Origin of the sequence: Dinoroseobacter sp. S76 (genome assembly GCF_049801095.1) — a bacterium.
GTDB lineage: Bacteria > Pseudomonadota > Alphaproteobacteria > Rhodobacterales > Rhodobacteraceae > Dinoroseobacter.
The window spans coordinates 73,786-99,774 of record NZ_JBNAGH010000008.1 but is presented as its reverse complement, the minus strand read 5'-3'; the positions used below and the strand labels follow the sequence as shown (position 1 = coordinate 99,774).

The following is a 25,989-nucleotide window of genomic DNA, read 5'->3' as shown; positions in this document are numbered from 1 at the left end:
TGACAAGCCGCGCAGGAGGGAAGCCATGAGTGACGAGACCCCGACCCCGGACCCCGTTGAGCCCACCGCCCCAGCGCTCAGCGCTGAAGAAGCCGCGCGCCGTGCGGCGCTACCCGAGACCGCGCGCCGTGCGCTGGAAGAGGCCGATCTGCGCAAGGCCAAAGAGGCCGCCGCAAAGATGCCCGTGGAGCTTGGTGGTCGCGAAGGGCCCGAGCCCGTGCGCTATGGCGATTGGGAGAAAAAGGGCATCGCGATTGATTTCTGATCCGCGCCCGCAGCTTAGCGCTTCAGACGGAAATCAGCTCGGTCGCCCTGCCCCTGATCGGAGATGAAGCGCAGCTCATCCCCCTTGACCGCCACAAGCTGGCAATTGGCCGGGATCGTGTTGTCGCCATAGGTCATCTCGCGGCAGAAAAAGCCATTCTCCCAGCTCCAGGCCCCGGTGACCGGCTTGCGCAGGGCCGTCCCCGCGATCCCCCCCTGGGGCGAGACTTGCAGCTTGATCGCATTGCGCAGATAAAAGGGCCGCAGGATCGAGAGTTCCGTGCCGTCGACCAGCGCCACGAAGTCGGACTTGCTTTGCACGCGTTGGAATTGCTCCTGCGCGGTGGCAGCAGAAGTGGCGAGCAGCCCCGCGATAAGCGTGGCGGCGGTGGCGAAGGATGCAGAAATCCCCATGGTCAGTCTCCAGTCACGAAATCGAGATAATCGGATTACGCAAAGCTGAGCCTGTTGGATGAGTTTTCACATAACGCGTCTGTGATCGGCACTATTCCGCCGCACGCAAAGGGTGGGGCGCTGGTGCAAGCTGCGGCACGGGATCCGCTGCGTCGGCGGCGGGCAAATCGGGCCGCTTGCGCCCGCCCGTGATCAAGGATGCAAGCGCGGAGAGCCCCTCGAACGCCCGCGCCTGCGCCATGAAGACCGCCGGCACCGCGAGGATGATGATCGCAGTCCCGAAGAGCACGCCATAGCCAATGGACACCGCCAGCGGGATCAGGAATTGCGCCTGTAGCGAGGTCTCCATGATCAGCGGATAGACCCCGAGGAAGGTCGTGAGCGAGGTCAGCAGGATCGGGCGGAACCGATCCTTGGTGCCTTCGATCACCGCCTCGCGGGTCTCATACCCCTTGGCCAGATACTCGTTATAGAGGTCGATCATCACGAGGCTGTTGTTGATCACCACCCCCGCCAACCCGATGATCCCGAAGATCGACAGGATGGTCAGGGGGATGCCCATGATCAGATGCCCGGTCACGGCGCCGATCAGGCCCAGCGGGATCGCCACCATCACCACGAGCGGCTGCACATAGGAGCGGAAGACCAGCGCAAGCAGCGCGAAGATCACGAAGAGTGCCACGCCCAGCGCTTGCCCCAGAGCCGCGCCTGCATCGCCCTGGGTCCGCTGCTCCCCCCCGAACTCGACGATCAGGCCCTCGTGTTTTTCCGTGAGTGGCGGGATCAGATCGGCCGAGATTATGGCATTCGCTTCGCTGGAGGTCACGATGGCGGCATCCACATCCGCCGTGACCGTGGTGATGGTGCGCCCGTTGCGGCGCAGGATCTCGGTCGGGGCGAGCCCCTCGGTGATCTCGGCCACATCCCCTAGGGCGATCAAATCGCCCTCCTGAGTGCGGATCTTGAAATCCAGCAGGTCGGCAACGCTGTCCCGCTCGGCGGCGGGCAAGCGCACGAAGACCCGCACGTCATCGCGTCCACGCTGAACCCGGGTGGCCTCGATCCCGAAGAACCCGTTGCGCATCTGGCTTGCGAGATCTGACAGGGTCACTCCATAGATCCGCGCATCCTCGCGCAGGGCGAGCTTGTATTCGAGCCTCCCTGCCGACAGATCATCGCGGATCGAGAAGACGCCGGGCAGGCCCCGCAACCCCTCGCGCAGCTCAGCCACGACCGGAGCCACATCCTGCCCATCGGGCAAGGACAGCTCTACCGCGATGGCATCGCCCGCATCGATCAGCGCCGAGGAAACGTCGAGCACCTTGACCCCGGCGATATCGCCGATCTCCGCGCGCCAGGCGGTCTCGAAATCCTTGGTGGGCCAGTCGCGCAGCTCGGGATCGGTCACACGCACCACCACATTGGCCAGCGTCGCGCCCGCCGTGGCACTGCCACCTTCGGGGCCGCCCGCGGCGGCGGCCTGCCCGATCACCACGGCGATGTTTTCGACCACACGGGCCTCCTCCGCAGGGAGCTCCGCCGCGACGCGGTCGCCCGCGCGCAAGGCGGCCAGGCGAATCTGCTCGGCCACGGTTTCGGTCCGCGCAAAGGTCGTGCCATCCACCATCTCGATATTGGCGGTGACGAATTTACCGTCGATGGAGGGGAAGAAGTTGAACTTCACATAACCATGGGCCAGGAGCCCCACGGTCAGGATCATCAGCCCGATCACCCCGCCAATCGGCACCATCCAGCGCCGCGTGGCAAAGCGCAGGGCAGCATCGAGGGGCCGCGCGATGAACCATTGCAGCACCCGATCCACCACCCCGCGCACCGCATTCAGCAGCCGCAATACGATGTTCGGGCGATAGCTTTCGGAGACATCCAACCGGCTGAGGTTGCGCGGCAGGATGAAAAGCGCCTGGAGGAGCGACAGCAAGAGCACGATGATCACCACCGCCGGGATATCGCCGAGAAACTTGCCGAGCGTGCCGGGCAGCTGAAAGAGCGGCGTGAAGGCCACCACCGTGGTGAGCGCCGAGAAGACCACCGGGATCGCCACGCGCTGGGTGCCTTTGACGGCGGCCTCCATCGGGGTCATTCCGCCCTCGCCGTTCTTGTAGATGTTCTCGCCAATGACGATGGCGTTATCGACCACGATCCCGATGGCGAGGATGAAGCCGAACAGCGAGATCATGTTGATCGACATGCCGATCGTGCCCAACACCGCAAAGCTTGCGGCAAAGGCCACCGCGATCCCCGCTGCCGCCCAGAAGGCCAGCCGGAAGTCCAGAAAGAGCGACAGGCACAGCACCACCAGCGCGAGCCCGAGGATCGCGTTCTTGACCAGCAGGTCGACCCGGCTTTGCAGCTCATCGGCATCGTTCTGCCACAGGGTCACATCGATCCCCTCCGGCAAGGAGGCCCGGAAGCTGTCCTCCAGATGGCTGCGCACCTCGGCGACGATATCCAGAAGCTGCTCATCGCCCACGCGGAAGACATTCACCGTGGCCGACGGGTTGCCGCCGAACCGGGCGGAGATATCGCTATCCTCGAACCCGTCGATCACCGTCGCGATGTCGCGCAGGAACACCTTCGCCCCCGCATCGTTGGTCAGCACGACGATGTTCTCGAAATCCGCTCGCGTGTAGTTCCGCCCAAGCGTGCGCAGGGGGATGGTCAGGGTCGCCGTCTCGATCTCGCCCCCCGGCAGCTCCAGCGAGTTCGCGGCCACGATCTGGCTGACCTGCGCGAGGCTCAGCCCATAGGCGTTGAGCGTGTCGCGATCCACTTCGATGGAGATCTCGTAGTCCCGCAGGTTCGCCGTCTCGACGAAGGAGACAGAGGGCAAAAGCGTCAGCTCGGTCTTCAGCCGCTCGGCCAGCTCCTTGAGCACCTGCTCCGGCGCGGGGCCATGGATCGCGATCTCGAGCGCGCGACTGCGGTTGGAGCGTTGGGTGACCGTCGGCTCTTCGGCGTCCTCGGGGAAGGTGGTGATCCGGTCGACCTCGGTCTTCACCTCGTCGAGCTTCTCGGCGACGTCCTCGCCCAGCTTCAGGGCGACCGCGACCTGACCGGATCCCTCCCGCGCGGTGGCCGTGACCTCGTCCACCCCGTCAATCCCGCTGATCTGATCCTCGATGGGGCGAATGATGCTCTGTTCGATCTCACCGGGCGAGGCCCCGGGATAGACCACGCGGATATCCACGACCTCGAGGGTGAAGTCCGGAAAAGTCTTTTGCGGAATGGTCAGCACGCTCAGCAGCCCGACGATCAGCACCAAAACCATGGTGAGATTGGCCGCGACCGGGTGCTCGGTCATCCATTTGATCCCTGCGTTCATGATGGCTTACTCCAACAGGGCGGCGGTGCGCTGGGTGGGATCGGCGCGACGCAGGGGCATCCCGGCGACCACCGTGTCGAGCGGGCTGGTGATGAGCTCTGCCCCGGCAGGCAGCGCGGCGAGGCGCACATAGCTGTCCTCCCCATCCACATGGATCAACTCGGCCGGGACCACGCGCAGGGCAGCGTCCACATAAAGCCAGAGCGCCCCGTCCCGAAACGCGGTCGAAGGGATGGCATAGGCCCCCGCGATCTCGGCGCCGCTGATCGTGACATTGGCAAAAGCATTGATCAGGGCGGGCGGCGCGCCGGAGGGCAAGTCGCCACGCCCCTCCCCGGTCGCGCCCAGCGCTTCACGCAGTTGCACCGTTACGTTGAGCGAGCGGGTCTGCGTATCGAGCGCAGTCTCGACCCGGGTCACCTCCCCGCGCCAGAGATAGGTTTGCCCGGCAAAGCGCGCTGCGACCTCCGCCGGGACCCGTGCGCCCGCGAACAGCCCCGGGATCAGGGCCGCATCGGCCTGGCGCAGCGGCACCGTCACCTCAAGCGCGTCATCAGTGTAGATCACCGCGATCTCCTGCCCCGGGCTCACCACTGCGCCGATTTCCGCGGTCTTGCGCAGAACCCGCCCGGCGAAGGGCGCGGTGATCCGGGCATTGTCGAGGGTGACATCCGCCGTCTCCCGCGCGGCGCGCAGGCTGTCGAGGCTCGCCGTCAACTCCTGCCGCTGGCTGGTGAGCTGATCCAGCGCCTCTTGGGCGATGACGCCGCGCTCTCGCAAGGTCTCACCCCGCTCCAGCTGCGTAATCACGAGATCCAGCCGAGCCTGGGTCGAGGCGATGTTCGCATCGGTCTGATCCAGCGCCGCCGCCGCCGCGCGATCATCCAGCCGCACCAGCACATCGCCCGCCGCAAAGCCCCCGCGCGCATCGATGGCCGGGTTCAGATCGGTGATCCGCCCCTGGATCTGCGCCGACAGCGCCACTTGCCGAAACGGTGTGATGAACCCCTCGCCGCGCACGGGCAGCGCCGCCTCATAGGCGACCAGCGGCTGCGTCGCCACAAGCGCCACCGGGCGTTCTACCGGCTGCGCCTCCACGATATCGCGGGTCTCGCCCAGATATTGAAAGCCCAGATAGCCCCCGGCGACCAGCGCGACCGAGACCACCAGCCAGAAGGCATCGCGAAGCAGTGAGAACAGGCGGGGCATGGTGCGGACTCCGGTGTGATGGCGCGTCTCGGCAGATATTGACTTATGGGTCATTAAATCAAGAATGGAAATGACCGGGAAGTCATTTTTTTGTGCGGAGCTGCTCAAAGCCTGTGGAAATGCCTTCAAACCCCGAGCGCTCCGGCGTAAAATAGTGGCACGCGCCCGGATTGCCGCGAAAAGAGGCAGCGCGCGTCAGGAGAGCCCGACCCCGTGACCCAGCCCCCACCCCGAGACAAGGCCCAAGGCCAGCCGCCGCGCCGCAAGCGCCGGAAGGAGGCCCGCCCGACGGAAATCGTCGAAGCGGCTTTCGCGGTCTTCTGCGAACACGGCTATGGCAAGGCGCGGGTGGATGACGTGGCCCGGCAGGCCGGGATCGCCAAGGGCACGGTCTATCTCTACTACCCGAACAAACAGGCGCTGTTTCAGGCCGTGGTCGAGGCCAAGGTCACGGCCGCGATCTCGAAGGCGGCGATCATGGCAGATGGGTTCGAAGGGAGCTCAGCCGAGCTCCTTCGCCGGATGGTGCGGAATGCCTATGACAATCTGGTGCTGACCGATGCCAAGCTGCTGATGCGGATCATCATTGGCGAGGGGCATCTCTTTCCCGAGATCCAGGCGCTTTACTATGAGGTCGGGATCAAGCCGGGGATGGACATGCTCGACAAGGTGGTCGAGCGCGGCGTGGCCAGAGGCGAATTCCGGGATGGCCCGGCGCGGGAGTTTCCGCGCCTGATCATGGCCCCGGGGATCATGGCCGCGATCTGGCAAATGACCTTCGCGCGCAATGAGCCAATCGACATGGACCGCTATTTCGAAAGCCATCTGGATCTGGTGCTGAACGGGCTGAGGGCCTGAGGCCGCGCGAGGGTCAGAGCCCCAGCACATCCATCATGTCATAGGATCCGGGCCCTTTATCCTGCCCCCAAAGTGCAGCCTTGAGCGCGCCGCGGGCAAAGACCGAACGGTCCGAGGCCACATGGCGCAGGGTGATCCGCTCGCCCTCGGCGGCAAAGAGCACGTCATGCTCGCCGACGATGTCGCCGCCCCGAATGGCGGTGAAGCCGATATCGCCGCGCTTGCGCGCGCCGGTGATCCCGTCGCGGCCCCGGTCCGAGACCTCCTCCAGCGCGACGCCGCGCCCGGCGGCGGCGGCTTCGCCCAGCATCAGGGCCGTGCCCGAAGGCGCGTCCACCTTGTGCCGGTGATGCGCCTCGATCACCTCGATGTCGTAATCCGCATCCAGCGCCTTGGCGACCTTCTCGGTCAGTTTCACCAGAAGGTTCACTCCGAGGCTCATATTCCCGGCCCGCACAATCACCGCGTGGCGTGCAGCCGCCTCCAGCTGGGCAAGATCCTCCGCCGCGAAGCCCGTGGTGCCAATCACATGGACGGCCCGGGCCTGGGCCGTCAGCTCCGCATGGGCGACCGTGGCAGCTGGCGAGGTGAAATCGATCACCGCTTGGGCCGTGGCAAAGGCCTCCAGCGGGTCATCGGTCACGCTCACGCCGATCTCGGCCCCGCCCATGGCCGTGCCGATATCCGTCCCGATCCAGTCATGGCCGGGCCGCTCGGTCACGCCGACAAGCCGCGCCTTGTCCGAAGCCTGCACCGTCTCGATCAGCATCCGGCCCATCCGGCCCGAGCCCCCTGTCACCACGATCCCCGGCACATCGGTCATGTCTTGCCCTTTCCTAGCACTCCGCCCCTCCTAGCGCGGCAGGCCCGCGCGTGCAAACGCGTGTGTTGCAAGGGGCGCGCGGGGCGGGTACACGGGCGGCTCGAAAGGATTCCCACCATGGCACGTTCGCGATTTGATACCGGCTCCGGCCCGTCCCAGCGCCAGTTGCGCGTGGGCGAATTGATCCGGCGCACCCTCTCTTCGGTTCTGGCTCAGGGCGATATTCACGACCCGGACCTGAACCGCATGTCGATCACCGTGGGCGAGGTGCGCACCTCCCCGGACCTCAAGGTGGCCACGGCCTATGTCCTGCCCCTTGGCGGGCATGGCGCGGAGGAGGCGCTGGCCTCCCTGCGGCGCAACCGGCACGAGCTGCGCCGGGCGGTGAGCAAGGAGCTGACGCTCAAATTCTCGCCCGAGCTGCGGTTCCAGATCGACCAGACCTTCGACCGGATGGATGAGACGCGGCGCCTGCTCAATCAGGACCATGTGCGGCAGGATCTCGACAAATCCGCGGATGACGACGACGAGGCCTGAGCATGGGACGGCGGAAGAAGGGGCGCGCGGTCTCCGGCTGGCTGGTGATCGACAAGCCAGCGGGGATGAGCTCGAACGCGGTGGTCAACAAGGTCCGCTGGGCCTTTGACGCGCAAAAGGCGGGACATGCGGGCACGCTCGACCCGGAGGCAACGGGCGTGCTGGCCATTGCCCTTGGCGAGGCGACGAAAACCGTGCCCTTCGTGACAGATGCGCTGAAGGCCTATGCGTTCACCGTGCGGCTCGGGCAGGCCACGAATACCGATGATCAGGAGGGCGAGGTCATCGCCACGAGCGATGCGCGCCCCTCCGATGACGAGATCCGTGCAGCCCTGCCCGGTTTCGAGGGCGACATCCTGCAGGTGCCGCCGCAGTTTTCCGCCGTGAAGATCGATGGCGAGCGCGCCTATGCAAGGGCCCGCGCAGGCGAGGAGATGGAGATCGCCGCCCGTCCTCTCTATGTGGACAGCCTGACCTTTCTCGACCGGCCCGATCCGGACCATGTCACGCTGGAGCTGGTCTGCGGCAAGGGCGGCTATGTGCGCTCCATCGCCAGGGATCTCGGAGCGGCGCTTGGCTGCCACGGACATGTGCGCGAGCTGCGCCGGATCTGGTCCGGCCCCTTCGAGGTCGAGGATGCCACCCCCCTCGACGCGATCGAGGCGCAGGCCAAGGACCCCGCGCTCGACGCCCATCTCATGCCGCTGGAAACCGGGCTCGCGGATCTGCCCGAACTGCCCTGCACGCCCGAGGGCGCGACGCGCATGCGCAATGGCAATCCGGGCATGGTCCGCGCGGCCGAAGCCGAATATGGTGACACGGCCTGGGCCTCCTATCAGGGGCAGGCCGTGGCCGTGGGCACCTACCGCGCCGGAGAATTGCACCCCTCCCGCGTGTTTCTGCATGGAGAGGCGTAATGGAGAGCATCCTTCCCGACATCCCCGTCTGGCTCGCGGTCGCCCTGTTGAATGTCGGCGCCTTCTTCGCCTTCTGGATCGACAAGCGGCAGGCCGAGCAGGAGGGCAACCGGATCGCTGAACGGCGCTTGCTGCTCTTGGCGGCGATCGGCGGCAGTCTCGGCGCCAAGATCGCCCAGATCACCCTGCGCCATAAAACCCGGAAACAGCCCTTTGGCCATATCCTGAACGGCATCCTGATTGTGCATCTGGTGCTGCTGCTTCTGGTGCTCCGCTGAGACGTCAGAATTTTCTGACAGATTGGGCAATTCGCCCTTTCACAGCCCCGTGACATTCGCAAGACTAGGGTAAGACGGCCCGTCAGAGGCCGCGCCCAATCCAACACGAATGCAAACGGGAGGTGCTCATGCGAGCCGCCATTATCCTATCCACCGCCCTTCTCGGGGCCAGTTCCGGCTTGGCCATGGCCAGCGACGGCGACAGCTGTGCCGCGCTGCGCGACACAGTGTTCTCGGGGGGCTATGTGACCTCCGCCCGGGTCATGCCCGCGGGCGAGACCACGCCGGAGTATTGCGAGGTCCGGGCCACCGCCCTGCCCGCGATCTCGATCGAAGTGCGGCTGCCCCTCGAAGGCTGGAACGGTAAGTATTATCAGGCGGGCTGCGGCGGATTCTGCGGGATCCTCGGCCGGGCCGATGCGGGGTCGGGCTGGATCAACGCCATGCGCCCCGGGCTGGAGCGCGGCTACGCCACCGCGACCTCCGATAGCGGGCACCATGCGCTCTCGGTCGTGGATGCGGGATGGGCCGACAACAACCCCCATGCGGAGCGGGACTGGGGCTATCGCTCGATCTCGGAGACGCACCGGGTCGCGCAGATCATGCTCGATGCCTTCTATGGCAGCGGCTCCGAGGAAGAGATCTTTCAGGGCTGCTCTACTGGCGGACGCATGGCCCATATGGCCGCCCAGCGCTTCCCGGAGATGTTTGACGGCATCATCTCTGGCGCGCCGGCGATGAACTACACGGATCTCGTGCTGACCAAGATGGCCTATCTGATGCAGGCCAACACGGATGCGGCGGGCAACCAGATCCTCAAGCCCGGCAAGGAGGCGCTGATCGGCGATGCGGTTATGGCCCAATGCGATGCGGTGGATGGGAGCGAAGACGGAGTGATCGCGGATCCGCGTGCCTGTTCCGTGGATCTGAGCGCCTTGCAATGCAGCGGCGAGGATGATGGCACTTGCCTGACTACCCCAGAACTCGACGTATTGGCCGCCTGGCGTCAGGGCCCGGTGAACGCCGCCGGGGAGCAGCTCTATCCCGGCGGGATCCCCGAGGGCTCCGAGCCGTTCTGGTGGCTCTGGCTGACCGGCAATGGCACGGGCGGCGGCAAACTCGTGAACGCCTTCACCACGAATTTCGGCTCTTATATGGCCTTCGATCAGGATCCCGGCCATGGCTGGAGCCCGGCCCAGTTCGACATCGAGGTGGATCCGGGCCGCATGACCCGCTCCGCCGGGTTCTACAATGCGGACAGCCCGGACCTGACCGCCTTCCGCGAGGCCGGGGGCAGGATGATCGTTTGGCATGGCTGGGCGGACGCCATCGTGACGCCCTACAAGACCGTGGACTGGTATGAGAAGGCAGCCGCCGCCGCGGGGGGCGAGGACGTGCTGAAAGAGAACGTCGCGCTCTTCATGGTTCCGGGTCTGGACCATTGCGGAATCCTGCCGGGCCCGGGCGGGATCACTCAGGCAGCACTCGACCCGATGACGCCGTTGGAGGCCTGGCTCGAAGAGGGCACAGTGCCCACCAGCATCCGGGTTGCGGAGTGACCCAAACCCGTTGGTGACGCTCAGGGAAAGGCGGTCTTCGGACCGCCTTTTCAAGGGGCCGTGAGGCCCCATTAAGAAATTTTAACAATTAGACTAATTTTCGCGGTACTGTCGCCAGACTGTCATAAAGCCCCAATAGGGCTGCAGGGCGCACGGCTGCCTCGTGCGCAAATCATAATTCATCGGAGAGGTATTATGAAAGACATCGACACAACCGATCTGTCTTGGGATGAGTGGGACGAACTCAAGGATCCCCGTTCTGAGGAGAACGATTTCGACGCCGTCGTCGAGCGGGCCCTGTCCCGGCGCGGCTTTCTCGGCGGGCTTCTGGTCATGGGCTCTGGCGCAGCTGCCATGGGCACGGGCCTGCTGAACACCACCGCAGCGCAGGCGATGACGCCGAAGTCCCGCTTTGCCTTCACGCCGATCCCGATCCAGACCGATTTCACCGTGCATGTGCCCGAGGGCTACACTTGGGATGTGCTGGTCAAATGGGGTGATCCGCTGTTCTCGGGCGTGGCCGAGTTTGACCACGCGGCCGGGGGGCTCGATGCCGAGAACACCGCCAAGGCCTTTGGCGAGAACACCGACGGGATGGAGCTCTTCCTGATCGGCGACAAGCAGGTGCTCGTGGTCAACCACGAATACGCCAATACCAAGACCAACCTGCACAACCATGTGGATGGCAAGGCTGGCTCTGCTGAGGACGTGCTGAAGCTGCAGAACCTGCAGGCGATCGCGGTGATGGAAGTGGCCGAAGACGAAAACGGCTGGTCCGTCGTGGTGGACAGCCCGTTCAACCGCCGCCTGACCCATAACTCGCCGATGCAGATCTCCGGTCCAGCGGCCGGGTCCGACCTGCTCAAGACCGCCGCTGATCCGACCGGCACCCAGTCGCTCGGTACGTTCAACAATTGTGGCTCCGGCCGCACGCCCTGGGGCACGTATCTGACCTGCGAAGAAAACTTCAACGGCTATTTCGGCTCCACCGATCCGGAGTTCGAGCGTCCTGCGGATTTCGTGCGCTATGGCGTGAACCTCGAAGGTCGCTATGGCTATGAGAAGTTCGATGAGCGCTTCGACATCTCGAAGAACCCGAACGAGCCCCACCGCGCGGGCTGGATCGTCGAGATCGACCCCTCGGATGCGTCCTCCACCCCGGTGAAGCGCACCGCTCTGGGCCGGTTCAAGCATGAGAACGCCGCTTCCGTCGTGGCCCCCGATGGCCGTGTGGTCGTCTATATGGGCGATGATGAGCGTGGGGAGTTCATGTACAAGTATGTCTCCAACGGCGTCTATGTGCCCGGCGGCGACACTTCGACCCTGCTGGATGACGGTCAGCTCTATGTGGCCAAGTTCAGCGATGACGGCACCGGGATGTGGGTCGCCCTGACGCCTGAGGCCACCGGCATGTCCGCCGAGGAAATCCTCGTCTACAGCCGGATGGCAGGCTCCGCCGTGGGCGCGACCACCATGGACCGTCCCGAGTGGATTGCCGTGAACCCGGTTGCGGTCGAAGGCTATTGTTGCCTGACCAACAACCGCAATCGCGGCGTGAAGCCCAATGCCGGTGGTGACGACACGTCGGTGAACGGCCCCAACCCGCGCGAGAAGAACAACTACGGTCAAATCGTGCGCTGGTATCCGGAGGCCGATGATCACACCTCCGATGCCTTCACCTGGGATCTCTATGTGATGGCCGGCAACCCGACCGTGCATGGCGATGACGCCTATGGCGGTTCGGCAAACGTGAATGAGGGCAACCTCTTCAACTCGCCGGACGGCATGCAGTTCGACAGCGCGGGCCTGGTCTGGATCCAGACCGATGGCAACGACAAGAACGAGGGCGACTTCGCGGGCATGGGCAACAACCAGATGCTCGTGGGCGATCCGGTCACCGGCCAGATCGAGCGCTTCCTCACCGGTCCGAAAGGCTCGGAAGTCACCGGCCTGACCTGGTCGGCGGACCGCCGCACCATGTTCGTTGGCATCCAGCACCCGGGCGGGTTCTTCCCGGGCAAGGAAGGCGACCTGCCGCGTTCGGCCATCGTGGCCGTGAAGCGGGAAGATGGCGGTCTGGTGGGCTGACCCCACCGCTTACGTCGCGAGTTCGGCGCGTCGGGCAACCGACGCGCCTTTTTGCTGTTCGGGCGGCCCCTCTTTGCAGCGCCGATCAAACCCACTACACCCGCTCCATGATCGCCGAGACCGCTCCCGCCCAACCTATTCCCCCTGCGCAACGTGCAACGACGCCTTTGGTCGTCGCCATTGGCGCCTGCACGCGGCAGCGTCCGAAGATGCTGGAGCGTTTGCTGGCCTCTTTCGAACAGCTGGAGATCCCGGACGGGGTCACGCCCGTCTTCGTGATCGTCGAGAATGACACCGAAGCCACCAGCCACATGGTGATCGATCAGTTTCGCGATCGCCTGCCCGGGGTCGTGCATTTCGCGCTCGAAACGGTGCCCGGCATTCCCATGGCACGCAATCGCGGTCTGGACGAAGCGGCTTCTCTGAACGCGGATGCCATGCTCTATGTGGATGACGACGAGACAGTCGATCCACAATGGCTGACGGCTTTGGTCACCGCTTGGCGGACAAGCTCGGCAGAGCTGATCGGCGGCCCCGTGCGCCTGACCCCGCCTGAAGAGGATCTGACAGGGCCCCAAAACACGGTCTATCAGGGCATGGTGAAGCGCTTCGCTGGCAAGGAAAACCGCGCCGCCGAGAAAGCCGCCGCGGGTCAGGCAGAGCGTGTTACGGTTGTCACCAATAACTGGCTTTGCGACATGCGACTCTATCATGTACTCGGTTTGCGTTTTGACGAAGCTCTGCAATTCACCGGCGGTTCGGACACGCGGTTCTTCCGGGCCGCTCGCGAAGCAAGTGTAGAGATCGGCTGGGCCCCAGACGCAATCGTCTATGAGACCGTCCCGCCCGCGCGCCTCACCCTGCCCTATCAGTTCTCGCGCGGGCGCGATCAATCGGCGACCTCCTTCGGACAGAAAATGGCCGAAGGAAAATGGGGCGACGCGGTGATCAGCATCCTGATCTTCGTCCCGCTCAAGGCGCTGGCATTGGTGCTGATTGTGCTCTCCCTGCCTGTCACGCGCAGTCAGGGTCTCGTGGCACTCTTCCGACAGTCGGGTTGGATCGTGGGCCGGCTGTCACGGCTCTTCGGACGGCAATCCGGGCTCTACAAGAAGATCACCGGAAGCTGAGCGCGGCGCAGGGACAACCGTTGCGACGGGCTCGACCGCGGCTTGCAGAGCGGCCCGTAGACGCGGATGCAAGCCGCTGCCGTGGGGCGCGGCAATCTCGTCGACAGCGAGCAGATCGGTCAGAAGGTTTGGGGATTGGGGCGGTGCGAGAAACGCAGCCTCGGTGAACTTGTACGACATGTGGCCCTCACGCGATGTGGCCTCCCGCCGCCAGCATAGGACGAAAGTCGTAGACCCAAAGCCATCCGGTCCACAATGCGCGCGGGACCAGGCCCGTCTGACCAGATCCCGCGCAGGGTACCGTGGCGCAGCCCAAATTCCGGGCAGGGTCAGCCCGGAATATAGATCGCTCGGAAGTCGTTCACATTGGTATGGGTCGGCCCGGAGACGACCAGTCCGCCCGCCTTCTCAAAGAAATTATAGGCGTCATGCCCCTCGAGATAGGGGCGTGCCTCCCCCTTATGCGCCGCCACGCGCGGGACCCAGATGACCCCGGCATTGTCCTCGGAGCCATCAATGCCATCCGTATCGCAGGACAACGCGGACACCCCTTCGGGCGCGTGCAGGCCGAAGCTCAGCAGGCATTCGGAGTTCCGCCCGCCTTTGCCATAGCTGCCGCGCACGGTCACCGTGGTTTCTCCGCCCGACAGGATCACCGCCGGGCCCTTGATCGGGTTGCCATGGGTCACTGCGGCCCGCGCAACACCGGCCAGAACGATGCCCAGCTCGGCCGCCTCGCCCTCCAGCGCATCGCCGAGGATCAGCGGGGCCACGCCCTCGGCCCGTGCCACATCCGCTGCCGCATCCAGCGCCATTTGCGGCGTGGCGATCATATGGCACTCAGCTGCGGCAAAGGCCGGATGGGCCGGGTCGGGTGTCTCAGCGGCAGGGGTCTGCAAATAGGCGGCGACCGCATCCGACAGCGCCAGGTGATAGCGCGCCGCGATCTCCCGCGCCTCGGTGGCGGTGGTCGGATCGGGCACCGTGGGCCCCGAGGCGATGATCGCCGGATCATCCCCGGGTACGTCCGAAATCGTCAGCGTCACGCAGCGCGCCGGCCAGGCCGCCACGGTCAGGCGCCCGCCCTTGATCCGGCTGAGATGCTTGCGCAGGCAGTTCATCTCGTCGATCGCCGCCCCGCAGGACAGGAGCGCCTTGTTCACCGCCTGCTTGTCTTCCAGCGTGAGGCCCTCGCCCGGCGCGGCCAGCAGGGCCGAACCACCGCCCGAGATCAGGCAAAGCGCCAGATCGCCCTCACCCAGCCCCGAGACCAGCTCGAGGATTCGCGCCGCTGCGGCCTCACCCGAGGCGTCGGGCACGGGATGCCGCGCCTCGACAATCTCGATCCCGTCCGTGGGCAACGCCGCACCATAAGGCGCGATCACGATGCCTTCGCAGGGCCCCCAGGCTGCCTCGACCGCCTGCGCCATCTTGGCCGAGGCCTTCCCGGCTCCGACCACAACCACACGGCCTGCGGGCTTCTCCGGCAGGAATTTCGGCACAGCGATCGCCGGGTCGGCCGCAGCAACCGCAGCCCGGAACAGACTGTTGAGAAAGGCTTCGGCGTTGAGGGTCATATCTCTTGTCCATCCATCTTGCGGAAGCGCTGGATCAGGCTCGACGTGTCCCAACGCCCGCCACCCAGCTGCTGCACCTCGGCATAGAACTGATCGACAAGCGCCGCCACGGGGAGCGAGACGCCCATCGCCTTGGCCTGATCGAGGGCAATGCCCAGATCCTTGCGCATCCAGTCCACGGCAAAGCCATGGTCAAACTCGTTGTCGATCATCGTCTCGTGGCGGTTGGCAAGCTGCCAGGACCCGCCCGCGCCTTGGCTGACAAGCTGTGCGACCTTCTTGGCATCGAGCCCGGCCTTCATGGCAAAGAACATCCCCTCGGAGACCGCCTGCACCAGCCCGGCAATGCAGAGCTGGTTGACCATCTTCACAAGCTGGCCCGCACCCGCTTCGCCAAAGAGATCCGTCGCCTTGGCGTAGCTGTCCATCACGGGCTTGGCGCGGGCATAGTCGTCCTCTGACCCGCCGCACATGATGGCGAGCTGGCCGTTTTCGGCCCCGGCCTGCCCGCCGGAGACCGGACCGTCCACAAACCCCACCCCCTTCTCGGCTGCTGCTGCCGCAATCTCTCGTGCGACTTCCGCCGACGCGGTGGTGTGATCCACCAGGATCGCGCCAGAGCCGAGGGCCGCCAGCGCACCGTCTTCGCCGAACACCACGGAGCGCAGATCGTCGTCATTGCCCACGCAAGTCATCACGAAATCGCAGCCCACGGCCGCGTCCCGCGGGGTCAGACCATGGCTGCCACCATGCTCGGCGACCCAGGCCTCGGCCTTGGCGGTGGTCCGGTTATAGACCACAACCTCATGGCCCGCCGCCTTGAGATGCCCCGCCATCGGGTAGCCCATCACCCCCAGCCCGAGAAACGCCACTTTCGCCATCTTCTTCTCCCTTGAGTTCCGGCCACCCGCCGGTATTGTCAGACAATCTCTAGCCAACCCGAGCGCCGGGGGCCAGAGCCGAGTGTCTGGTCATCGACCGAAAATTTAGCCCGAGGCTGCCCATGTTCGAGCCCATCGCACAGACCCCCCGCTACCGCCTCGTGGCCCAGGCCATCGCCGAGAAGATCCGTCAGGGCGCGTTTCCCGCGGGGGAGAAACTGCCCCCGGACCGGGTGCTGGTGGACGAGCTGGGCGTCAGTCGTGCGACCCTGCGCGAGGCGCTGATCGCTTTGGAAGTAAAGGGCTATATCGAGACGCGGTTCGGCTCGGGCGCCTTTGTGCTGGGCCATCCGGAGGCAGATGACAGCGTCGCGGTGGAGCCCGATGTGGCCACCGCTGCACTGGTCCCGGTGGTGCCCGTGACCGGTCCCTTCGAGGCGCTGGAGGCTCGCCGCCTGATCGAGGGCGAGCTGGCCGCGCTCGCCGCGCAGTCGATCACGCCAAGCGCGCTCGACACGCTCTGGGGCTGTTTGCAGGCGCTGGAAGCCTCTGAGCCAGACTGGGACCCGGAAGCCGATTCTCGATTCCACGAGGTGATTGCGGAGGCAGCGGGCAACGCGGTGCTCGGCCAGCTCGCGGCGCAATTCTGGGCGGATCAGGAGGCCAATCCGCTCTGGGCCGCGATCCAGACCGCCGTCGAGGACAGCAACCGGCGCCCGCAATTGGTGGCCGAGCATGAGGCGATCATCGAAGCCTTGACTGAGGGCGATGCGGATGCCGCGCGGGCGGCTATGCAGGCCCATCTCGACAGTTTTGCGCGCACGCTGCTGGCCCAGTGGGATGCACCCGATAGCAACAGTGCAGAGGCCGCGCCCCATGCGCGCCTGCGCGCCTCCCTGCGATCGAGCTAGGGGGCTGCTGCGAACTCCGCCTGATACTCGCGCAGGATCGACGCGAAGCCCCCATTGACCGGAAATCCGAGCGCCTCAGCCGTGTCGGTGACAAAAGCCTCGGGCCAGCTTTGCACGATCCGGGCGATGGCCGGATCCGGGTCGTGGGTCACAAGCGCCCGTGCGTCGGCACCCGCCTCCGCCTCCAGCGTCGCCAGCATCTCGCCGACGCTCACGCAGATCCCGCGCAGGTTCAGCACCGGGTGGGGTGCGATATGCTCCCAGGGCAACGCGGCGGCATGGGCCAGCCCGGCAACTGTGATGTCCGGTGAGGCGATCCAGACCTTGGTGTCATCGGGCACCGGGCAATTCGCGGTCTGGCCCACCAGAGGCTCCCGCAGGATGCCGGACAAGAACCCGGAGGCCGCCGCATTCGGCAGCCCGGGCCGGATCGAGACCGTCGGCAGACGCAGGGATGTGCCGCGCAGAAAGCCCTTGCGGCTGTAGTCCGCCAGTAAAAGTTCGGTCATCGCCTTTTGCGTGCCATAACTAGAGGCCGGACGCAGGCCGAAGTCTTCGGGCACCACATCCGGGAAGGGCGGACCATAGACCGCAAGCGACGAGGCGAAAATCACCCGGGGCTGGGTGCCCGACGCCCGCAGCGCCTCAAACAGCGCGCGCGAGGCGTCGAGATTGACCGCATAGCCCGTGTCGAACTCCGCCTCCGCCTGCCCGGAAACCACGGCAGCCAGATGAAAGACGAGATCGGGCTTCAGCGCAGCCAGCTCCTCGGCGGTTCCGGGCGCGCCCAGATCCGCCGCGTGGGAGGTGCAGGTCACGCTCGTCACGGGATCCGGCGCGACCCGGTCCACGAGCGTCAGCTCCGTGGCGCCGGGCACCGCGCCCGCTGCGATCTGCTTGCTCAGTTTCGCGCCGAGCATGCCCGCCGCGCCGATGATCATGACCCGCATGAGACGTCCCTCCCCTGACGCCCCCCGATCAGCCGGGGAGCTGTGTCTTGCGCAGGTAGGGCAGAACCGCCTCGAAGTCGCCAAATTTCGCTTTGGCATCCTCATTGCTGACGGTGGGCGGGATGATCACGTCCTGCCCGGTGACCCAGTTGGCCGGGGTGGCGACCCCGTGGCCCATGGAGGTCTGCAGCGCGTCCAGCGCCCGGACGATCTCGCCGAAATTCCGGCCCACGGTCATCGGGTAGGTCATGGAGAGCTTGAGCTGCTTGTCCGGCCCGATGATGAAGACCGAGCGCACGGTGGCGCTGTCGGCCGGGGTGCGGCCATCGGGCAAGTACGCCTCGGCGGGCAGCATGTCGAAGGCCTTGGAGACCTCGAGCCCGGTATCCGCGATGATCGGGAAGGTCACGGTCGCGCCGCCCACCTGTTCGATATCGCCGATCCATTTCTTGTGGTCATCCACGCCATCCACGGAGACGCCGATCACCTTGGTGCCGCGTTTCTCCCATTCTTCTGCAAGCTGGGCAACGGCGCCGAACTCGGTGGTGCAGACCGGGGTGAAGTCCTTGGGGTGGCTGAACAGGATCGCCCAGCTGTCGCCGATCCAGTCGTGGAAGGTGATCTCCCCGATATTGGTCTGGGCGGTGAAGTTCGGGACAGTGTCGTTGATGCGCAAACCCATATCGCAGGCTCCTTTGGCAGCAGGTATCGGGCCAGAGAGTATGCAGAGCGCGACCAGGATGGTAGGGGCTGCCACGCTTTTTTGAGACGCCGGAGGTGGCGGGGCCTCTTGATAGGGCTGGATCAGGAGATCAGATCGGTGGCGCCGCCCCTGACAGGGCGGCGCGGACGCGCTCCGCTCGATGGGCAGAGACAGCTTTTGGACCGACAAGTCAGCGGGGCTGAGCCGTGCGGCGTAAGGACTACCGCCTCCGCGGCGCGGGCCTGCGGGTGCTTTAGCACCCGCCCCGTCTCAGCCTGCGATCAGCTCGGATTGAGCGACGATGACCTCAGCCTGTTTAATGGATGCGATATCCACCAGACGGCCCTTATAGACCGTGGCGCCCTCGCCATTGGCCTTGGCCTGCTCCATGGCGGCGAGGATCTCGCGCGCCTCGGCGACAGCTTCCTCGGACGGGGTGAAGACCTCATTGGCAATCGCCACCTGCTTGGGATGGATCGCCCATTTGCCGACCATGCCCAGCGTCGCGGAGCGGCGCGCCTGAGCACGGAAGCCCTCATCATCAGAGAAATCCCCAAACGGCCCGTCCACGGGCAGCACCCCATGGGTCCGGCAGGCGGCCACGATGGCGGCTTGCGCCCAGTGCCACGGATCCGACCAGTATTTCGCACCGTCACGGTACATGTAGTAGTTTTCCTGCGTCCCGCCGATGCCCGTCGTCTGCATCCCCATGGAGGCCGCGAAATCCGCCGCCCCGAGGCTCATGGCCTGCAGACGCGGCGAGGACGCTGCAATGGCCTCCACATGGGCGATGCCCGCCGCACTTTCGATGATCACCTCGAAGCTGACCGGCTTGGTGCGGCCCTTGGCGGCCTCGATGGCCGTGACCAGCGCGTCCACCGCATAGATATCCTCGGCACAGCCCACTTTCGGGATCATGATCTGGTCGATCCGGTCCCCGGCCTCTTCGAGCAGTTCCACCACATCGCGGTACCAGAAAGGCGTGTCGAGGCTGTTGATCCGGACGCTCAGATACTTGGAGTTCCAGTCGATATCATTGATCGCCTCGATGATGTTCTTGCGCGCCTGCGGCTTGTCATCGGGGGCCACGGAGTCCTCAAGATCGAGATTGATCACATCCGCCGCACTCGCCGCCATCTTCTCGAAAATCGCCGGGCGCGAGCCTGGGCCGAACAATTGGCAACGGTTGGGACGGGCCGGAGCCTGCGGCTGGAGGCGGAAGGACATGGAGGCGCTCCTCTGAACTTATATTACGTATTGCGTTGCCGGCGGGATAGATTATTGCGCGCCACCTCGCAAGCGAATTATGCGCGCGCAGCAATGCAGGCGCGGCGGAGGGCGGCTTTGCCCCGTTTCAGAAGGGGATCAGGCCGGGTTTGACGCCGCCCGGGCCGCAGCAGCATCAAAGCCCGCCTCCAGCATCAAGCGGTCCGAGGCAGATTCGATCCGGGTCTCGATCTCGGCCATGAAGGACTCAAGCTCCAGTTCGGCACCGAGCGGCTCCAGGAACTCGACCACCGCGAGCCCGGGCTTGCGCAGCACCGCCGAGCGCGGCCAGAACACGCCCACATTGGTGGCCGCAGGCACACAGGACTGGCTGAGTGCCGTATAGAGCGCGCCAACCCCCACTTTGTAAGGCCTATCCGCATCCACCGCGACGCGCGTGCCCTGGGGGTAGATCACCAGCTGCCCCTTGGGCGCCTCGGGATCGGTCACCCCCGCCACCATGTCCTGCACCGCGCGGCCCCGCTTGCCCCGGTCCACGAAGACACAGCCGATGCGATGCGCGTACCAACCGAGGATCGGCGCGTGGCGCAGCTCCTTCTTGGCGATGAATCGCGGCGCGTCGATCACGCTGCAGATCATGATGATGTCGAAAAAGCTCTGATGCTTGGAGGCGATGATCACCTCACCCGTAGGCACTTCGCCCCGGATCTCGGATTTCAGCCCGATCATCCAGGAGGCGGACCAGCGCACATAGCGGCAATAGGTGCGGATCCCGGCCCGGGCCGCCTGCCAGCGGAACAGGGCTTGCGGCGTGTACCACAGGGCCAGCACGACCATGGCGAGATACATCTGGAAGTTGAAAATGAGAGACCGGAGATATTGCATCAAGCCAACTTTCTGAGCATGCGCAGCGCGGCAACGCGCGTCGCGATATAGGCAAGCAGGGCGGCGAAAACGGGCACGAGCGCGGGCAGAGCCCAGCTTGCGCCGGAAAAGCCGAGCCCGGAGAGGAGCGTCGTCTCCGCCGCGCCGCGCGGAAGCAGCAACAGGGCCAGCACGGCCAGCGCCGTGCCCCCCAGCGCACCGAGCACAGCCCGCAAGGTGAAGCGCCGGGTGAAGGCCCGCGCGATATAGATGTCCTGCGCGCCCACCAGCCGCAGCACGGTGATCACCTGCCCATTGGCCGCAAGCGCCGCATGGGCGGCGAGCGTGATCATCGCGGACATGGCAACCCCGATCAGCAGGGTTGAGATGACCGCCAGCCCGCGCAACCGATCCGCGCCCTCAATCAACGGGCGGCGCCAGCGGGAATGATCGTCGAGCACGGCGCCCGGCGCCTCGCCCGTCAGGCGCAGGCGCAGGTTCACCGGGTCATAACCATCGGCGGTCTCCACCAGCTCGATCAGACGTGGCAGGGGCAGGCTGTCCAGCGGCAGGTCGGGTCCGAACCAAGGTGCGAGCAGGCCTTGCTGCTCCTCCCGGGTCAGGGCGCGGGCCGAGGCGACCCCGGGTGTCGTGGCCAGCACCTCAAGCACAGCGCGGGTCTGCGCCTCCACTTGCCCTGCGGGGGCGGAGATCCGAACGGTGGCCGTGCGGGACAGCGCCTCGGACCAGCGATCTGCGAGCCCTCCGGCGGCAACGGACAGGGCCAGCGCAAAGACCGCGAGAAAGGCCATGGCCCCGGCCGTCAGCACCGTCAAATGCGCCGTGAACCCAGTGGGTGGGACCACGTCATTGGCCGAGAGTGAGATCTCGGTGGCGGAAGCGGTTGGACTGGTCACAGATCGCTCCCCGCCTGTTGCAGGCGTCCGCCAGCGAGACGGAGGACCCGGGTCGTGGTCATGGATTTCGCCTGCCGGATCAGGGCCAGATCATGGGTGGCCAGCAGGATCGCCTTGCCCATCCGATTGAGCTCGACCAACAGGGTGAGCAGGCGCTGGGACATCTCCCAGTCGATATTGCCCGTGGGCTCATCGGCGAGGATCACATCCGGATCCATCATCACCGCGCGGGCAAGCGCTGCGCGCTGCCGCTCCCCCCCCGAGAGTTCCGGAGGTTTCGCCCCAGCCCGCTCCGACAAGCCCACCCAGCTCAGAAGCTCCGCCAGATCGGTCTCCGACACGGCGCGGCCCGCCACCGAAAGCGGCAGGGCGATGTTTTCGGCCACGCTCAGATGATCGAGGAACCGGCAATCCTGATGCACAACGCCGATGCGCTGTCGGGTCTTTGCGATCTCGTCCCGGCTGAGCCCTGCGCCCGAGGCCCCAAAAAGCGACACCGCCCCCTCATCGGGCGCCAGATCGAGATAGCAGAGCTTGATCAGCGTGGTCTTTCCCGCCCCTGAGGGCCCGGTCAGAAAATAGAACTCCCCAGGCTGGACATGGAGCTGTGCTGCGCTGAACAGAAGACGGTCTCCATAGCGGAAGGCCACATTGTCCAAATCGATCATGAATGGGGCCCCTCTGCTTCTGCCCTCCTGTAGCGCATGTCTCTTGGCAGTTGCAATTGCCCGCCTTGGCCGCGATCATGGGCCTTGCACCCGGGGCGGATCGACGTCCGCGGGGCCGGCACCCGATAAGAAAACTGGGCAGATCCAAAAACGGTGGACCGAGCATGCGACTGACCTGTCCGAATTGTCAGGCACAGTATGAGGTTGATGACGCAGCCATTCCTGCGCGAGGGCGCGATGTGCAGTGCTCAAGCTGTGGCCATAGCTGGTTTCAGAAAGGCGCCGCGACGCCCGACCCGGTGACAGAGCCCGCGCCGGCTGCGGAGCCGCCGCGCCCGCCTCGCATGCAGGACGCGCTGCCGCCCAAATCGGACCCGGATGCGGAGGACGGCGCCTTTCCGCCCATCCCAGCGCAGGTCACGCCCAAGCGTGAGCTGGATCCAGCCATCGCGGACATTCTGCGGGCCGAAGCCGAGCGGGAGGCGCGCCAGCGCCGCAAGGAAGCCGCAGCGCTGGTGGAAACCCAGCCTGAATTTGCGCTGAACGATCCCGGTGGACCTGCGACGCAGTCCGGCTTTGACGGGTTCGATTTCGGTCCGCCCAGCGCGGCGGATGGCGGGACGGCGAAATCCGACAGCACGACGGAAGCCCCCGCCGAGCCGCGGCGGACACAGGTCGCGCGCAAGGATCTGCTGCCGGATATCGAGGATATCAATTCAAGCCTGCGCGCCGGGCCGCTGGACAGTGCCGATCCGACACAGATGATGACCCCGGAGCAGGCGCAGGCCCATCGCAGCCACGGGCGGGGCTTTCGCCTGGGCTTCTCGGTCGTGCTGATCTGTGCAACGGCGGCTTTGCTGGTCTATGCCTATGCGCCGGCGCTCGCCCAGCGGTTCCCGCAATTTGAGGCCGAGCTCACCCAGTATGTGGGGGCGATGAATGGTCTGCGCGAGACGGTGAATGGCTGGGTGACCGAGGCGGTGACGCGGGCCACCGCGCTGATCACGGACCTCACCTCCTGATCCCACGCGCTCTGCGGTGCGGGTCCGCGCGGTCCTGATAGGGGCCGCGCCATGTTGGCCGGTTTCAGACCCAGTGTCTGTCAGATCCAGAAGGCTTCCTCCGGAGGGCGCAGGCCCCGCTTCGGCTACGGGGCGCGGTCCCTATCAGGACCACGCGGACCCGCATATCAGAACCGGTCGAGCAGGCGTTTGAGGTAGTCGAGCTCCACATCGGGGCGCTCCTGCTCGCCGGAGCGGCGGCGGATCTCATCCAGCAGCTCTTGCGCGCGGCGATACCGGTCCTCGCCCTGCAGCAGGTTCTCATCGGTCCCGAGGCGGCCCTGATTGCCATTGTCGCGCCCGAGCGGGTCGCGCTGCTGGTTCGGGGACTGGTTGTTGGCCTGCCCCTGCTGGCCGCCGGGCTGTTGCTGCTGCTGTTGCTGGGCCATCTGCTCGCCGAGGTTTTCCATCCCCTCACGGATCGCATCCATGGCATCGGACTGGTTGTCCAGCGCCTCGGCCAGATCGCCGTCCTCAAGCGCATTGGCCGCGTCATCCATGCTGCGTCCGGCGCGGTCCAGCGCGTCCCGGGCGGCATCGCCAAGCTCGGTCCCCGCTCCGGGCAGGTTCTGGGCCTGCTGATCGAGGATATCGCCCAGCTGGTCCTGACGCCGCGCCAGCGTATCCGCATCGGGCATGCCCTGGCCGTTCTGGGCCTGGCCCTGACCGGGCTGCTGGCCGCCGGGTTGGGTCTGACCCTGGCCCTGACCTTGCTGGCCCTGACCGAATTGCTGACCCTGCTGGCCTTGTTGGCCCTGCCCCGGCTGCTGACCGGGTTGCTGACCTTGCTGTTGGCCCTGCTGCTGACCTTGTTGCTGGCCCTGCTGTTGCCCCTGTTGCTGACCTTGCTGGTTCTGCAGATCGCGGAAGGCCTCATCAGCCAGATCCTGCTGCTGGCGCAGGGTCTCCTGCAGACCTTCCATGGCCTGCTCGCCAGGGCTCTGCTGGCCCTGCTGCCCCTCGGCCATCTGCATGTTCTGCATCATCTGCATCATTTGATCGAGCAGCGCCTGAGCCTCATCCATGCGGCCCTGCTCCATCAACTCCTGCAACTGGTCGAGCATGTCCTGCAGCTGATCGCCCGTGATCTCCTGCATCTCGCCCTGGTTCTCGGCCTGCTGCTGTTGCTGGCCGTTCTGCTGGTCGCGCTGAAATTGCTCGGCCATCTCCTGCATCATCTGCTGCATGGCATCGCGCAGCTCCTGCATGAGCTCGGCAATCTCCTCATCCGTGGCGCCATCGCGCATGGCCTCGGAGAGACGCTCCTGCGCCCGGCGGAGCCGTTCGGCGGCATTGGCCAAATCGCCCTCCTCGAACTGCAGCGCGGCATTCCAGAGGGCTTCGGCCACCTCCTCCTGCAGGGTCGGAGTGATCTCGGTCTCGATCCCGACGATGAGTTGCGACAGGGCCGTGCGCAGCATGAGATAGGCCGTATCGTTGTTGATGAACCCCTCGGGCCGATGGCTGACCGCGCGGAGGAGTTGGCTCACCCGCACCGCGTTTTCGCGCGTCCACAGCAGATCGCGACGCTGTTCGATGATCGCCTGCGCCATGGGGTCGAAGAAGCGACGCCCGGGCAGGACCAGCTCAAAAGGTTCGGCCACACCCTCCTGACCGAGGTCATCCTCGGCAGTGAAGGTCAGGGTGACGGGCAGGTTGGCCCAAGGGTGCTCCGAGAAATTGTCGATCAGCACTTCCGAGAACTCGGCCCGATCGCCGGAGATCGACATGGGGATATCCACGATGATCGTCTCGCGCGGCTCGGGATCCGCGGTCAGGCCATAGCGCCGGTCCACCGCGCCCAGATCGAGCGCGATCTGCGCCGAACCGCCCACCACCGCGTAGTCGTCGCGGGCCGTGAAGGGCAGCTCCATCTCGCCCATGACCGAACGGGTCACCGGGCCATCCACGGCAATCACGGGCGGCGCGTCGGCCAGCACGGTGAAGTCCCAGCTGCGCCCGGTCTCGCCTTCGATGGCCAGCGTGCCGTCGCGGGCGACGATCACCTCCTGCGCGATATCGCCCGAGGGCTCTGCCGGAGCCTCCGAGACGGTTTCCCGCACGGTCAACTCCCCATCCAGCGCATAGAGCCGCAGGGTGATGCGGCTGCCTTCTGGCACAGTGAGAGCGGGGTCTTCGAGATCGTTCAGATAGAGGCTCGGCTTGCCCGTATAGGCGGGCGGCTCGATCCAGCCTTCCCAGGCCGGGCCCGTGGCCAGGGCCTGACCGCCGGTAGCCGCGCCTTCAAGCTCGCGCACCTGCCCGAGCCCCCCGAAAAGCAGCGCCACCGCGAGGGCCGTGGCCCCCACATAGCGCAGCGCATAAGGGTCACGGTCTGCGAGGCGCAGGTCAGGCAGGACCGCCTTGGCCCCCTTGGCCTTCTCGGCGATGCGTCGCAAATGGGCGTTCCAGACCGCGCGGGAGCCCGCGTCCGAGGCGCCAATCGCCTGCAGGTCGCGCAGGGTCTCAATGGGCCGCCCGGGCACGGTCCGGTCGAGCCGCGCCTCGGCATCCTCGCGGCTCGGCAGACGGAACTGCCGGATCCCCAGCCAGGCGGTCGCCCCTGCCCCCAGCACCAGAAGCACGGTCGCAATCCAGATCACCTCCAGCGGCAGGGTCAGCCTTGCGCCAAAGATCATCACCACAAGGCTCAGCGCCAGCACACACCAGAGCGGCCAGAAGGCCCGGACAAACCGCTCGGCGGTCATGCCGATCTGGGTCAGTCGCCGGGGCCAGACGAGCTGGCGCAGGGCGGCGTCCTTGTCTTGGGTAAAGTCCTCGTCAGGTCGCGGGCTGCGCGTGTCTGGCAT

23 protein-coding genes and 1 pseudogene are annotated in these 25,989 nt (G+C 65.8%); 11 read left to right on the top strand and 13 right to left on the bottom strand.

The features are described 5' to 3' along the window. The first annotated feature begins 25 nt into the window (after window positions 1-25). A complete protein-coding gene (locus ACP153_RS18770; protein ID WP_424972549.1) occupies window positions 26-265 on the top strand; it encodes a DUF1674 domain-containing protein in 240 nt (79 codons plus the stop codon). A 14-nt stretch (window positions 266-279) separates the two neighbouring features. Here the strand turns inward: ACP153_RS18770 and ACP153_RS18765 are convergent, their stop codons facing one another. From ACP153_RS18765 to ACP153_RS18755, 3 genes are all read right to left on the bottom strand, one after another. Further along, window positions 280-678, bottom strand: coding sequence for a dihydrodipicolinate reductase (locus ACP153_RS18765; protein ID WP_424972548.1), 399 nt, complete (start codon window positions 676-678; stop codon window positions 280-282). Window positions 679-769: 91 nt separating this feature from the next. Then, window positions 770-4,021 (bottom strand): efflux RND transporter permease subunit, encoded by a 3,252-nt coding sequence (locus tag ACP153_RS18760; RefSeq protein WP_424972547.1) that lies wholly within the window; start codon window positions 4,019-4,021, stop codon window positions 770-772. A 6-nt stretch (window positions 4,022-4,027) separates the two neighbouring features. Beyond that, window positions 4,028-5,230: an efflux RND transporter periplasmic adaptor subunit gene (locus ACP153_RS18755; RefSeq protein ID WP_424972546.1), complete on the bottom strand. Its 1,203-nt coding sequence runs from the start codon at window positions 5,228-5,230 to the stop codon at window positions 4,028-4,030. Between the two features lie 213 nt (window positions 5,231-5,443). Here ACP153_RS18755 and ACP153_RS18750 point away from each other — a divergent pair, with 213 nt between their 5' ends. Further along, window positions 5,444-6,088, top strand: a complete 645-nt coding sequence (locus tag ACP153_RS18750; RefSeq protein WP_424972545.1) for a TetR/AcrR family transcriptional regulator — start codon at window positions 5,444-5,446, stop codon at window positions 6,086-6,088. A gap of 13 nt (window positions 6,089-6,101) precedes the next feature. On the opposite strand, the gene dapB is transcribed toward ACP153_RS18750, so the two are convergent. Beyond that, complete coding sequence (dapB, locus tag ACP153_RS18745) at window positions 6,102-6,911, bottom strand: 4-hydroxy-tetrahydrodipicolinate reductase (RefSeq protein ID WP_424972544.1); 810 nt, start codon at window positions 6,909-6,911, stop codon at window positions 6,102-6,104. Window positions 6,912-7,028: 117 nt separating this feature from the next. On the opposite strand from dapB, the gene rbfA reads away from it, so the two are divergent. The 6 genes from rbfA to ACP153_RS18715 all read left to right on the top strand — a co-directional run bounded on the left by rbfA (window position 7,029) and on the right by ACP153_RS18715 (window position 13,420). Continuing rightward, window positions 7,029-7,448: a 30S ribosome-binding factor RbfA gene (rbfA, locus tag ACP153_RS18740; RefSeq protein ID WP_424972543.1), complete on the top strand. Its 420-nt coding sequence runs from the start codon at window positions 7,029-7,031 to the stop codon at window positions 7,446-7,448. A gap of 2 nt (window positions 7,449-7,450) precedes the next feature. After that, entirely contained in the window at window positions 7,451-8,365 is a 915-nt protein-coding gene (gene truB, locus ACP153_RS18735) for a tRNA pseudouridine(55) synthase TruB (protein WP_424972542.1), read from the top strand. Beyond that, window positions 8,365-8,643 carry a DUF1294 domain-containing protein gene (locus ACP153_RS18730; RefSeq protein WP_424972541.1) on the top strand — a complete coding sequence of 93 codons (279 nt, stop codon included), beginning with the start codon at window positions 8,365-8,367 and terminating at the stop codon, window positions 8,641-8,643. Before truB ends, ACP153_RS18730 begins: the two co-directional genes overlap by 1 nt. 128 nt (window positions 8,644-8,771) lie before the next feature. Continuing rightward, window positions 8,772-10,202, top strand: coding sequence for a tannase/feruloyl esterase family alpha/beta hydrolase (locus tag ACP153_RS18725; RefSeq protein ID WP_424972540.1), 1,431 nt, complete (start codon window positions 8,772-8,774; stop codon window positions 10,200-10,202). A gap of 195 nt (window positions 10,203-10,397) precedes the next feature. Next, a complete protein-coding gene (locus ACP153_RS18720) occupies window positions 10,398-12,290 on the top strand; it encodes a PhoX family protein (protein ID WP_424972539.1) in 1,893 nt (630 codons plus the stop codon). Between the two features lie 107 nt (window positions 12,291-12,397). Further along, window positions 12,398-13,420, top strand: a complete 1,023-nt coding sequence (locus ACP153_RS18715) for a glycosyltransferase family 2 protein (protein ID WP_424972538.1) — start codon at window positions 12,398-12,400, stop codon at window positions 13,418-13,420. A gap of 329 nt (window positions 13,421-13,749) precedes the next feature. Here ACP153_RS18715 and ACP153_RS18710 read toward each other — a convergent pair whose 3' ends face one another. Together ACP153_RS18710 and ACP153_RS18705 are read right to left on the bottom strand one after the other, a co-directional pair. Next, entirely contained in the window at window positions 13,750-14,997 is a 1,248-nt protein-coding gene (locus ACP153_RS18710; protein WP_424972537.1) for a glycerate kinase type-2 family protein, read from the bottom strand. After that, window positions 14,994-15,878: an NAD(P)-dependent oxidoreductase gene (locus tag ACP153_RS18705; RefSeq protein ID WP_424972536.1), complete on the bottom strand. Its 885-nt coding sequence runs from the start codon at window positions 15,876-15,878 to the stop codon at window positions 14,994-14,996. The genes ACP153_RS18710 and ACP153_RS18705 overlap by 4 nt, the downstream gene beginning before the upstream one ends. A gap of 122 nt (window positions 15,879-16,000) precedes the next feature. Here ACP153_RS18705 and ACP153_RS18700 point away from each other — a divergent pair, with 122 nt between their 5' ends. Next, window positions 16,001-16,789 (top strand): FadR/GntR family transcriptional regulator, encoded by a 789-nt coding sequence (locus ACP153_RS18700; RefSeq protein WP_424972535.1) that lies wholly within the window; start codon window positions 16,001-16,003, stop codon window positions 16,787-16,789. Here the strand turns inward: ACP153_RS18700 and denD are convergent. The 6 genes from denD to ACP153_RS18670 form a co-directional block, all read right to left on the bottom strand. Then, complete coding sequence (denD, locus tag ACP153_RS18695) at window positions 16,786-17,739, bottom strand: D-erythronate dehydrogenase (RefSeq protein ID WP_424972534.1); 954 nt, start codon at window positions 17,737-17,739, stop codon at window positions 16,786-16,788. The two genes, ACP153_RS18700 and denD, sit on opposite strands and share 4 nt — an antisense overlap. 28 nt (window positions 17,740-17,767) lie before the next feature. Then, complete coding sequence (locus ACP153_RS18690; protein WP_424968173.1) at window positions 17,768-18,421, bottom strand: peroxiredoxin; 654 nt, start codon at window positions 18,419-18,421, stop codon at window positions 17,768-17,770. A gap of 291 nt (window positions 18,422-18,712) precedes the next feature. Beyond that, window positions 18,713-19,669, bottom strand: coding sequence for an L-malyl-CoA/beta-methylmalyl-CoA lyase (locus tag ACP153_RS18685; protein ID WP_424972533.1), 957 nt, complete (start codon window positions 19,667-19,669; stop codon window positions 18,713-18,715). A 138-nt stretch (window positions 19,670-19,807) separates the two neighbouring features. Next, the gene (locus ACP153_RS18680) at window positions 19,808-20,554 is read right to left on the bottom strand and encodes a lysophospholipid acyltransferase family protein (protein WP_424972532.1); all 747 of its coding nucleotides are present in this window, start codon (window positions 20,552-20,554) and stop codon (window positions 19,808-19,810) included. Continuing rightward, the gene (locus ACP153_RS18675) at window positions 20,554-21,450 is read right to left on the bottom strand and encodes a cell division protein FtsX (RefSeq protein WP_424972531.1); all 897 of its coding nucleotides are present in this window, start codon (window positions 21,448-21,450) and stop codon (window positions 20,554-20,556) included. The genes ACP153_RS18680 and ACP153_RS18675 overlap by 1 nt, the downstream gene beginning before the upstream one ends. Continuing rightward, window positions 21,447-22,118, bottom strand: a complete 672-nt coding sequence (locus ACP153_RS18670) for a cell division ATP-binding protein FtsE (RefSeq protein WP_424972530.1) — start codon at window positions 22,116-22,118, stop codon at window positions 21,447-21,449. Before ACP153_RS18670 ends, ACP153_RS18675 begins: the two co-directional genes overlap by 4 nt. Before the next feature lie 2 nt (window positions 22,119-22,120). Between ACP153_RS18670 and ACP153_RS18665 the strand changes: the two are divergent. Continuing rightward, window positions 22,121-22,378 (top strand): annotated as a pseudogene (locus ACP153_RS18665) (zinc-ribbon domain-containing protein); the annotation flags it as partial. 84 nt (window positions 22,379-22,462) lie between these two features. Then, window positions 22,463-23,140, top strand: a complete 678-nt coding sequence (locus ACP153_RS18660) for a hypothetical protein (protein ID WP_424972589.1) — start codon at window positions 22,463-22,465, stop codon at window positions 23,138-23,140. 167 nt (window positions 23,141-23,307) lie between these two features. On the opposite strand, the gene ACP153_RS18655 is transcribed toward ACP153_RS18660, so the two are convergent. Continuing rightward, the gene (locus ACP153_RS18655) at window positions 23,308-25,989 is read right to left on the bottom strand and encodes a DUF4175 domain-containing protein (protein WP_424972529.1); all 2,682 of its coding nucleotides are present in this window, start codon (window positions 25,987-25,989) and stop codon (window positions 23,308-23,310) included.